Here is a 10956-nt window from a genome sequence, read left to right on the forward strand (position 1 = left end):
TGGGCGGCGCTGGAGCCCTCGAACACGTCCGGCGCGACGATCGCCCCGACTTCGTAGGGCGCCAGGAACGGCCCGAAGATGGCGGCCGCGACCCAGAAGACAACGAGCGCCAGTCCGACGCGGCCTGAAATCGGCAGCGAGGTCCAGAACCGCGCGGCGCGGACGGCCGCCGAGGGCCGGACCGTTGGGGCGACAGGGGCGACGGCGTCGGTCATCAGCGCCGGAGCCTCGGATTGGCCAGGATGGCGCAGACGTCGGCGATCAGCACCAGCATCAAGTAGGCGCTGCAGAAGATCATCGCGCACGCCTGCAAGAGCGGCATGTCGCGGCTGGTGACCGCGTCCACCATCAGGCTGGCGACGCCTGGGTAGTTGAAGATGGTCTCCACGATGATCGCCCCGCCCAGCAGGTAGGACAGGCTGAGCGCCACCGCATTGACAATCGGGCCGATGGCGTTGGGCAGCGCGTGCGTCAGGGCCACGCGGATCGGGCCCACGCCCTTCAGCACGGCCATCTCCACGTAGGGCTGGCTCAGTTGGTCGATCACCGCCGCCCGCGTCATCCGCGCCATCTGGGCGACGATCACGAAGCAGAGCGTCATCACCGGCAGGGCGTAGGCGCGGAGCATCTCGCCCAGCGTCGCCTCCTCCGGGACCAGAGTGAGCGAGGGGAGCCAGCGCAACTTCACCGCAAAGATCAGCACGGCGATGGTGGCCACCAGGAACTCGGGCACCGCCACCATCGACAGCGTCGCCACGTTCAGCGCGCGGTCCAGCAGTGAGCCGCGGAACATGGCCGACAGGATGCCGATGGCCAGCGCCAACGGCACCGACACCGCCGCCGTCAGGCCGGCCAGCAGCAGCGACTTGGGCAGGCGCGCCCCGATCAGCTCGCGCACCGGCAGGTCGTTGGCCATGGAGCGGCCGGGATCGCCGGTGACCAGCCCGCCCAGCCAGCGGACATAGCGCTCGGGCGCCGGCTGGTTCAGGCCCAGCTGCTCGCGCAGCGCCGCGACGGCCTCGGGCGTGGCGCTCTGGCCCAGCGTCTCCTGCGCCGCGTCGCCCGGCAGCAGGGACGAGATGGTGAAGACCACCAGCGACACCAGCAGCAGCGTCAGGACCGCGGCGCCGAGCCGGCGAAGGATCAGGGCGAGGGTCAGGGCCATCCGCTCAGCCCTCCAGCCAGACGTGTTCGGCGAAGGCGTAGCCCATTAGGCCGCCGACCGGGATCGAACCGAAGCCCTTCACGCGCCGGTCGTAGGCGTCGAGGTTGCTGATGAACACGGGGATCGCAACGCCGCCCTTCTCGTGCACCAGCATCTGCATGTCGCCGTACATCTGCTTGCGCTTCGCCTCGTCCGCCTCGGCGCGCGCGGCCAGCAGCAGCTGGTCGAACCGGCTGTTCTTCCAGCCGGACTCGTTCCAGTCGGCGTCCGACTTGTAGAACAGGCTGAACATCAGGTCGGCCGTCGGGCGCGGGTTGGTGTTCCCAAAGGTCAATGGGTGCTTCATCCAGTGGGTCGACCAGTAGCCGTCGGCCGGCACGCGGTTCACGGCCAGCCGCAGGCCGATCTTCGAGGCCGCTTCCTGCAGGATGGACGCCATGTCCACTGAGCCCTCGGCGGCCGGCGAGGCGTAGACCGGTAGGCGGACGCCCAGCAGGCCCGACCGCTTGAGAAGGAAGCGCGCCCGGTCCGGGTCGTAGCCGCGCTGCGGCAGGCCCGGCAGATAGTATGGGTGGCTGGGCGCGATCGGCTGGTCATTGGCGATGGTGGCGTAGCCGCGGAACAGGGCGCGTCGGATCAGCTCCCGGTCCATCAGCAGCTTCATGGCCATGGTGAAGTCGGCGTTGCCGGTGGGCGGGCGATCCTGGCGCACCACGAGGTCGGTGAAGAGGCCGGCCTTGGTCTCCAGGATGGCATGGCGGGCCGACGCGCGGATGCGCTTGGTGGACCGCGGATTGACCGCGTTGATCAGCTGCACGTCGCCCGAGAGCAGTGCGTTCACCCGGCTGACCTCGTCCGGGATGCCGATCAGTTCGATCTCGTCCAGGTAGGGTCGGCCCGGCTTCCAGTAGTTGGGATTACGCGTGACGATCGTGCGCACGCCCGGCCTGAAGACCTTCAGCCGGTACGGCCCGGTTCCGACCGCGGTCCGGAAGTCGGTGGTCCCGTCCCGGACGATCAGGAAATGCGAGGTCGCCAGGATCGTCGGCAGGTCGGCGTTGGGGCTCACGAGCCGCACCTCGAGCTCGTCGGTCCCGATCGCCCGCGCCTCGGCGATCTGGGCCGCGACGGTCTTCACCTTGGACCCGACCCGCGGGTCCTTGTGGCGCATCAGGGAGTAGACGACGTCGGCGGCGGTCAGGGTGCGCCCGTCGTGGAACTGCACGCCCTTCTTCAACCGGATGCGCCAGCAGATCCGGTCGCGCGTCTCGAACGACTCGGCCAGGGCAAGCCGGGGCGTCAGCCGCGCGTCGAGCTGGGTGAGCCCGCTGTAGAGCATGTAGTGGCGCGCGTAGTCGGTGGAGAGCGCGCCCTTGGCCGGGTCAAGGGTGTCGGCGGTGGAGCTCGACATGGTGGCCACCCGGATGCGCCCGCCCCGCCGCGGCTGGGCGAACGCCGGCTCGGGCAGGATCAGCGCCCCGCCCGCGGCGCCGATCAGGCCGCGGCGCGTCAGCGCGTCGAGGGCGGTCGCGTCGCGCATCAGTGCAACCTGTCCTGCAGGCGATAGTAGGCCCCGACGAACGGCAGGAACCACGGCTTGCCGAAATGGCCTGGGATCGCCGGCCAGCTGAGCTCGCGCCAGGGATTGGCCTCGGCGCAGCCTTCCATGGCCCGGGCCATCCGCTGTCCCGTGCCCACCGACATCTGCACGCCATGGCCGCTGTAGCCCATGGCGTAGAACAGGCCGTCGCGCTCGCCCGCACGCGGCAGCCGGTCGGCGGTCATGTCGACGAGGCCGCCCCAGCAGTAGTCGATCCGCACGCCGGACAGCTCGGGGAAAATGTCGGCCAGGGCCGCCTGCAGCACCCGGCCGCTCTTGGCGTCCTCACGCGGGTTGGACACGGCGAACCGGGCGCGGCCGCCGAACAGCAGCCGGCCGTCGGGCGTCGGGCGGAAGTAGTTCCCGATGTTCTTGCTGGTGACGTAGTTGCGGCGGTTGGGGATCAGCCGGTCCAGCATGTCGCCGCCCAAGGGTTCGGTGACCACGATGAAGCTGCCCACTGGCACGATCCGCCGCCGGATCCAGCCGAAGGGCCCCTGCGCCGTCGCCCCCGTGGCGACGAACACCTGATCCGCCTCGACGACGCCTTTCGCAGAGGTCACGCGCCAACGGCCGCCCACAGGGCGCTGGAGTCCGGTCACCGCCGCCTGCTCGTGGACGCGCGCACCCGCCCGAGCCGCCGCCTCCGCCAGTCCGACCCCAAACCGGCCCACGTGGAATTGCGCGCTGCGGGTCTGGATCATCCCGCCATGGAAGGCGTCGGACCCGACCTCCTGGCGGATGCGCTCGGGTGGCACGAGCGACACGTCCTGATCGACGCCCTCGGCGCGCAGCGTTTCGTACGCCCGGGCGATCTTCTCGAAATGGTCCGGCTTGGCGGCCAGCTTCATGCGGCCGGGCCGGTGGAAGCCGCAGTCGATGGACTCGTCCCGGACCAGCCGCTCGACCGCGTCCACGGCGTCCGTATGGGCGCGGTAGTACGTGCGCGCCCTTTCGGCCCCGATGTTCTGGGCGAGGGTCGCGTAGTCGTGGGCAAGGCCATTGTTGCAATGACCGCCGTTGCGCCCCGAAGCCGCACCGCAGACCCGTTCCGCTTCCAGCACTGTCACAGCCGCGCCGCGTCTGGCCAACGCCTGCGCCGCGGACAACCCGGTGAAGCCGCCGCCGACCACGACCACGTCCGCCCGGCCTTCGACCGGGCCCTGAGCGGCTCCGGTGAAGGTCGGCGCGGTGTCGAGCCAGTACGGGGTCAGCTTCATCGCGGCATAACCCTCAGAGACCGACGAGCGCCGGCAGCCCGCCGATGTCCTTGATCTGGTGGGTCGCGTAGTGCGGCAGGGCGGGTTCGTGTCCACGCGCCACGAACACGCGGGCGCCTATGCCGAGGTCGTAGGCCGACATCTGGTCGTAGCGGAAGCTGGATGAGACGTGCATGCAGTCTTCCGGGCCGACGCCCAGCTGGTCCAGCATGTATTCGAAGGCCCGCAGGCGGGGCTTGTAGGCGTTGGCGTCCTCAGCGGTGAAGACGTGGGCGAACGGCGCGCCCAACAGCTCGACGTTCTGGTGGATCTGGGCGTTGTCTGCATTGGACAGGATCACCAGCGGGATTTCCTTGCCCACGCGGCTCAACGGCTCGGTCACGTCAGGGTGCGGCCCCCAGGTCGGCACCGCCGCATAGATCTCTTCGGCGTCCGACTCCCGGAACTCCACGCCCCAGCGCTTGCACGTGCGCGCCACCGAATTGCGCACCACGTCGCGGTACGGCTTCCAGTCGCCCAGCACCTCGTCCAGGCGATAGCCGCGGAAGTCGTCGCAGAACTCGTCCATCTGCTCGGGCGTCACCCGGTCAGGGAACAGCTTCCGCGCCATCGGCGACATCTGGAAGTTGGTCAGGGTGCCGTAGCAGTCGAAGGTGATGTACTTCGGTCGGAACCCGCTCATTGGCGCCTCTTGCATCTTCGTGTCCGGCCCCACGTCGCACGGCGTTCTGGGGCGCTCCATCGCAATCAGTAGCGCATGGCGGCGCCGACACATGGCTCCGATTGCGCCGCGCAGGGGCGCACAAACGCGCATTCTGCCGCGGCGGCTCGGCATAGGGCGCCGCCCTGCCGCGAGCGCTCCGGGCCGAGGTCTCCCCTCGTGAGGAGAGCTCGCCAGAGAGGCCGCCGCCGCACGAAGGCCGCGGCCCGACGGCCTCTGACCGTAGAATCTGCTTCTCGCGTCCGCTCTACGGCGCCGCCGCTGCAGACGGACGTCCGACAATAGGCTGAGCAGGAGGCGGACCCAGATGACGAGCGTCCTCTACCGGTCGGATGCGGCGCGCGGACGCGCCTGGGCGAGCCACTTCGCCCGCCACGCGCCGGACGTGGACTTCCGCGTCTGGCCCGACCACGGCGACCTGGCCGACGTGGAGTACCTCGTCGCCTGGCAGGCGCCGCCCGAGCTGCTGGCCGCGCTGCCCAACCTGAAGGTCCTGTTCTCGTCCGGAGCCGGCGTCGACCACGTCGACTTTGCGGCCATCCCGCCGCATATCCCCGTCGTGCGGATGGTCGAGCCCGGGATCATCAACGGCATGGTCGAGTACGTGACCATGGCGGTGCTGGCCCTGCACCGCGACCTCTTCGACTATCAGGAGCGGCAGGCCCGCGGCGCCTGGGCGCCGATCGAGGTCCGGGCGGCCTCGGCCCGATGTGTCGGCGTCATGGGCCTCGGTGTCCTGGGCCAGGCCGTGCTCGCCCGCCTCGCCACGTTCGGGTTCCGCCTGCGGGGCTGGAACCGCTCGGAACGGGCGATCGCGGGGGTGGAGGGCTTCGCGGGCGCCGAGGGTCTGGCGCCGTTCCTCGCGGGCGCCGACATGCTGGTCTGTCTCCTGCCGCTCACCGACGCCACGCGCGGGATCCTCGGCGCGGAGGTCTTCGCCGCCCTGCCCCCGGGCGCGGCGGTCATCAACGCCGGTCGCGGCGGTCACCTGGACCAGGCAGCTCTGCTCGCGGCGCTGGAGTCCGGCCAGCTTTCCCGCGCGATCCTCGACGTGACCGATCCTGAGCCGCTGCCGGCCGAGCATCCCTTCTGGCGCCATCCGCGGATCGTGCTCACGCCCCATGTGGCCAGCATGACCCAGCCGGATACCGCCGCGCCCGTAATGCTCGAGAACCTGCGCCGCCACCAGCGCGGCGAGCCGCTGGTGGGCCTGATCGACCGTGACCGCGGCTACTGACGCCGCCGGGAGAGCAGCCAGACGATGGGTCCGGTCGCCGCCAGGGTTACGAGCCCCAGCGCCCCCAGCAGGATCACGAGCGATCCGGCTCGTCCGAAGATGTCGCCGGAGTGGATCGGCAGGATCGTCATCCAGAGCGCCCCGGCGCGTGCGGCGGGCGTCACGTCGCGGACGCGCTCCGCCGCCAGGTCCACGCGCACGCGATGCACGGCATGCGGGCTCGCCTCCGGCGCCCAGAAGAAGACGTCGAGCGCGCCGGCCTGCCGCAGGCGCACGTCGCGGATCGCACGCCCCGGATAGACGGTCCGCGCCTGCGCGAGCGCCCCATCCACGTCTCCGCGCACAGGTTCGGCGGACGCGGCGAGCGGGACCAGCGGTCCAGGCGTGAGCATGAACTCGCCCGCCACGACCAGCCCTGTGGTCGCGGAGAACACCGCGCTGGCGGCGCAGGCGACCCCGAGGGTGCGGTGGATCTGGCGCAGCACCACCTTGCCCGGCAGGCGGGTGTCCACCAGCAGGCTCTTCTTCAAGCGACCGCGCTTCGGCCACCAGTAGCTCAATCCCGTCGCGGCCATGACCAGCAGCGAGAGCCCCGACAGCATCACCAGCGCCAAGCCGACGCGACCGGCCAGCAACCGATAGTGGACCTGCAGCACCGCCTCGGCCGGAAAGGCCCAGAGGCCGCCGGCGCGCAGGGCCTGCCCGGTTCCCGGATCGACCGAGACGTAGCGGCCGGCGCCGCGTGGATCGAGGAGGTGGACGAGGTAGACGCCCTGCGCCGTCTGCGGGAAGCCGACCTTCTCGACGCCGTAGCCGGGATAGCGCGCGCGGGCCGTGTCGACGACCTGGCTCAGGGACGCCTCGCCGGCCGCCGAGCGGCGGGTCATTCCGGCGGGGTCGACCAGCTCGGCCAGGCTGGTGCGGAAGACCAGCAGGGCCCCGGTGCCGGCCTGCAGCAGGATGAGCAGCGCGGCCACGAGGCCGGACCACCGGTGGACCTGCAGCAGGAGCCGCTTGGGGACCATGCTCATCCTCGAAACAGACGCGGGCCGCCGGCGTGTCCGCCAACGGCCCGGATCAAAGTCGCCTGACCGGCGGAGGTCAGAACTCGTAGGTGGCCCGCACCGTGAACGTCCGCGGCGAGCCCGGGGCGACCCACAGCCGCGAGAACGAGGCCGGGTAGTAGGTCTCGTTGAACAGGTTGTTCACGTCGGCCGACAAGCGGATGTGCTCGTTCAGCTTGTACGAGGCGAACACCTTCACCAGCGTGTAGCTCGGCAGATAGAAGTTGGTGGCCGTCTCGCCCAGGCGGCGGCCCGAATGGTGGACGTTGAAGCCCACCGACAGGCCTCGGTCGTCGGCGAATTCGAAGTCCTTGTAGACGAGCAGGTTGCCGCTGTGCTTCGGGATGCCCAAGAGCGACGAGCCCGCCGGCACCGGCCGGCCGAAGTCCGGCTCGAAGATGGCGCTGGTGATCTTCGCGTCGAGGTACGCGTACGAGATCCGCGCCCGGATGCCGGCGGGGAGCTTGGCGTCCAGCTCGGCCTCGAAACCCTTGCTCTCGGCTTCGCCGATCGCCAGGGAGAATCCGGTGTTCACCGGGTCGGCCGTGATGATGTTGGTCTTCTCGGTCTTGAACACCGAGACCGTGCCGACCAGCGCCTCGTCCATCAGCTGGACCTTGGCGCCCACCTCGTATGACTTGGTGAGCTCGGGGCTGAATGGCGTGCCGGTGACGTCCGAGCCGCTGTTCGGGCGGAAGCCCTTGCCGTAGCTGGCGTACAGCGACAGCGCCTCGGTGGGCTGGAACATCAGGCCGACCTGCGGGCTCCACTTGGTGACGTCCTGGCCGGAGCGTGCGCCGTTCAGGCGGTTGGTGATCCGCTGCTGGAAGTCGTCGTAGCGGAGGCCCAGGCGCAGCTTCAGTTGGTCGGTCAGATCGATCTGGTCCTGGACGTAGACCCCCCAGGCCTTCTGCTTCTCGATCATGTCCTGGAAGACCCCCGGGACCGGCTGGTTGCCGTAGACCGGGTTGAAGATGTTCACCGCGTTGTGCGCGGCCGGCGACGGGTTGGCGGCTACGGTGGGAGGCCGGAAGCGGTTCTGGATCTGATCGAGGTCGAACCGTTCGCCGTCGACGCCGACCAGCACATGGTGGAGGAAGGACCCGGTCTTGAAACTGCCGTCCAGCTCACCGCGCAGCACCAGGTGCTCGGCGCCGTAGTCGCGATATCGCCGCTGGCGCGAGACGAACTGGCCCGTGGAGAACAGCAGCTGGCGGCCGGCCGTCAGCTCGGCGTCGGAGGAGAAGCCCTTCAGCGAGGTGTCGCGATAGCCGAGGCCCAGCATCGCGACCCAGTCACCGCCGAGCTTCTGGGCGACCTGCAGCTGGTGGCCCAATACCTCGACGCGGTTGTCGCCGTCGCCGGGTTCCCCGAGGAAGCGCGACTTCGGGATAACCCCGAGCTGACCGTTTACGGCGACGACGCCGCGATCGAACGGCACGTCCTGCCGCACGATCTCCATCTCGTAGTTCAGGGACGTCGACTCCGAGAACTTCACCACCACCGACGGCGAGACGACGATCTTGTCGGACGACAGGTGGTCGCGGAAGCTGTCGGCGCTCTCGTAGGCGCCGTTGATGCGGAAGGCGATCATGTCGTTGATCGGCCCGGTGTAGTCGCCTTCGGCCCGGTAGGTCTGGTAGCGACCGGCCCCGATCGTGAAGCTGCCTTCGGGGGTGAACTGCGGCTTCTTGGTGATGATGTTGACCGTGCCACCCGGCTCACCGCGGCCAAACAGGGCCGAACCCGGTCCCTTGAGGACCTCGATGCGTTCGATGTTCGAGGCGTCGCGCGGCCCGCCGAACCCGCGGCCGCCATTGAAGCCGTTGACCAGGTAGCCGCTGGGCACGTTCGGATCGCCGACGAAGCCCCGGACGGCGAAGGAGTCCCACAGGCCGCCGAAGTTGTTCTGCCGTTCGACGCCCGCCACCAGGTCGAGGGCGCCGTCCAGCCGGGTCACGTTGACGTTCTGCAGCACCTGCGCGTCGATCACCGAGACGCTCTGCGGCAGGTCCTGGAGCGGGATGTCGCCCCGATACTGCTGTCTCTGGGCGAGGACGACGACTTCCTCGACGCTGCTGGTGGTCTCCGCAGCCTCGGCCCCCAGGGCCGCGGGCGCGATCGCCAGGATCGCGGCGCTGGAGAGCAGGGAAAGTCGAAGAGCTTTTGCGATCGGCATTTGTAACCCCCAATACCTCAGAATGATCTGCGGCTAGCTACAAGAGACATATTATTCTGCCGCCTCTAGCCGCGCCGGAGGTGGGTTTCGTTTATCCAAATCAAACGGTTACTCTCACTTGCAGGATGAGTGTCCGGCCGCCACCCGGGAATTTGTCATCAAATCGGCACAACGCAGCAGGTGAACGTTCGGTATTGGGTGCGGAAACCGCAGAAAATGCCGGTCGCAAGTCCAGGCTGCGCCCACAACTCAGACGGTCGCCCCGAGTCCCTCACGCCCAACGAGAAGGGGCGCGATCCCGGCCGGATCGCGCCCCTGAAACCAACCCGCCGGCGCGCCTACAGGTAGCGCAACCAGGTCAGGTCGCGGCGCCGCTGCTTGAGTCGCGCAAACCACACGGACGGCAGGTACAGCGGGACAAGCAGGACCAGCGAAGTCAGCCAGATCAGGCCGACGTTGTCGAAACCGAAGTACTTGCCCTGGTTCAGGCCCCAGATGGCGACGGCCGAGAAATAGAGCACCTTCAGGACGTAGAGGTGCAGGATGTAGAAGAACATCGGAGCGCCGCCGAAGATGCCCAGGCGGGCCATGCTGGGGGCGTCCTCCATCTGCTCGAACAGCGCCAGCAAGATCAGGCCCAGGCCGATCGTCGGCATGAGGAACAGCAGCGACGGTGGGTACTTGGTGAGCGCAAGGAAGCTCATGGTGGTGCGCAGGGCGTCGCCCGTCTCGACCCACGGCTTGTCGCCGTAGATGTTGGCGTAGCGGATGAGGACGAAGCCGATCAGCAGGGCCCCGCCGGCGACCAGCAGCCGCTTCATCCGCTGCGCGGGATCGGTTCCGCGCGCGAACCAGGGACCGATGGCATAACCCAGCAGGATCAAGCCGATCCACGGCAGGACCGGATAGGTGGTCTTGGCGACCATTCCGCCGCCCAGCTCGATCACCGAGCGCTGATGCAGCATCGCCCAGGGGACATAGAACGGCGACTGGGCGGTCAGCACGATGCCGTCCAGCAGGTTGTGGCCGGCCACGATCACACCGCCCACCACGATCTGCCACACGCGCGGAAGGTAGATCAGGCCCGCGAGGGCGATCATGCAGACGCCGATGCACCAGATGACCTGCAACCAGAAGGTCGGCGGCAAGGTCTGCGCCGCCCAGGCGAAGCCCACCACGGTGAGTTCCAGAACCATCAGGAAGGCGCCGCGCTTCAGGAGGAAGAGCGCCGTCTCCTTCTTCGAGTGCGACTGGCCGTACAGATAGGCCGACAGGCCGGTCAGGAAGACGAAGACGGGCGCGCAGATCTGGCTCGTGACCCGGGTGAAGAACAGCGCCGGCTCGATGGTCCAGGCGTTCATCGGGTCGGTGACCGCGTGATGGGCGTAGAAGACCTCCCGCACATGGTCGACCAGCATGAACAGCATCACTAGGCCGCGCAGGGCGTCGATGGCGAGCAGCCGCGTGCGGGTCACGGCCTTGGCGTCGCTGGCCGCTCTCGGCGCGGCTCCCAGCGGAACGGCGGCCTCACCACCCACAACGGCGCCCATGCGATCCTCCGTCCGTCCTTGGCGAAGCGATGTCCGGGACTGGGCCCATGTCGCCTGCCTGACTCGAACGATAGTCCCACGGCCCAGGCGCAACCTGCCAATTGCACGGCGCTCGGCGACGATCATTTGCCGAAACCCGCCGTTCAAACAGCAGATTGCGCGGCGCCCGCCATGCGAGAAGAGCAGGCCTCGAAAGGCCGCTGACCCAGGCGACCGATGC

Annotated in this window: 9 protein-coding genes; 1 reads left to right on the forward strand and 8 read right to left on the reverse strand. The window is 68.9% G+C overall.

What is annotated here, in order from left to right; all coding sequences use genetic code 11:
- The 5 genes from VGD44_RS24930 to VGD44_RS24950 all read right to left on the reverse strand — a co-directional run.
- A partial coding sequence (locus VGD44_RS24930; RefSeq protein WP_331091208.1) for a hypothetical protein occupies nucleotides 1–215 on the reverse strand: 215 nt, incomplete at its 3' end.
- Complete coding sequence (locus tag VGD44_RS24935; protein WP_331091210.1) at nucleotides 215–1165, reverse strand: ABC transporter permease; 951 nt, start codon at nucleotides 1163–1165, stop codon at nucleotides 215–217. The genes VGD44_RS24930 and VGD44_RS24935, both read right to left, overlap by 1 nt.
- A 4-nt stretch (nucleotides 1166–1169) precedes the next feature.
- Nucleotides 1170–2705, reverse strand: a complete 1536-nt coding sequence (locus VGD44_RS24940; protein ID WP_331091212.1) for an ABC transporter substrate-binding protein — start codon at nucleotides 2703–2705, stop codon at nucleotides 1170–1172.
- The gene (locus VGD44_RS24945; RefSeq protein WP_331091215.1) at nucleotides 2705–3985 is read right to left on the reverse strand and encodes an FAD-binding oxidoreductase; all 1281 of its coding nucleotides are present in this window, start codon (nucleotides 3983–3985) and stop codon (nucleotides 2705–2707) included. Before VGD44_RS24945 ends, VGD44_RS24940 begins: the two co-directional genes overlap by 1 nt.
- A gap of 13 nt (nucleotides 3986–3998) precedes the next feature.
- Complete coding sequence (locus VGD44_RS24950) at nucleotides 3999–4667, reverse strand: haloacid dehalogenase type II (RefSeq protein ID WP_331091217.1); 669 nt, start codon at nucleotides 4665–4667, stop codon at nucleotides 3999–4001.
- Nucleotides 4668–5013: 346 nt separating this feature from the next.
- Here VGD44_RS24950 and VGD44_RS24955 point away from each other — a divergent pair, with 346 nt between their 5' ends.
- Nucleotides 5014–5943 carry a glyoxylate/hydroxypyruvate reductase A gene (locus VGD44_RS24955; RefSeq protein WP_331091219.1) on the forward strand — a complete coding sequence of 310 codons (930 nt, stop codon included), beginning with the start codon at nucleotides 5014–5016 and terminating at the stop codon, nucleotides 5941–5943.
- Here the strand turns inward: VGD44_RS24955 and VGD44_RS24960 are convergent.
- The 3 genes from VGD44_RS24960 to VGD44_RS24970 all read right to left on the reverse strand — a co-directional run bounded on the left by VGD44_RS24960 (nucleotide 5937) and on the right by VGD44_RS24970 (nucleotide 10736).
- Nucleotides 5937–6968, reverse strand: coding sequence for a PepSY-associated TM helix domain-containing protein (locus tag VGD44_RS24960; protein ID WP_331091221.1), 1032 nt, complete (start codon nucleotides 6966–6968; stop codon nucleotides 5937–5939). The two genes, VGD44_RS24955 and VGD44_RS24960, sit on opposite strands and share 7 nt — an antisense overlap.
- 76 nt (nucleotides 6969–7044) lie before the next feature.
- On the reverse strand, nucleotides 7045–9186 hold the full coding sequence (locus VGD44_RS24965; protein WP_331091223.1) for a TonB-dependent siderophore receptor: 2142 nt from the start codon (nucleotides 9184–9186) through the stop codon (nucleotides 7045–7047).
- Nucleotides 9187–9524: 338 nt separating this feature from the next.
- Nucleotides 9525–10736, reverse strand: a complete 1212-nt coding sequence (locus VGD44_RS24970) for a DUF1624 domain-containing protein (RefSeq protein WP_331091225.1) — start codon at nucleotides 10734–10736, stop codon at nucleotides 9525–9527.
- Between the last annotated feature and the right edge of the window lie 220 nt (nucleotides 10737–10956).

This window comes from Phenylobacterium sp. (genome assembly GCF_036402295.1).
In the GTDB taxonomy this organism is placed as follows: domain Bacteria; phylum Pseudomonadota; class Alphaproteobacteria; order Caulobacterales; family Caulobacteraceae; genus Phenylobacterium.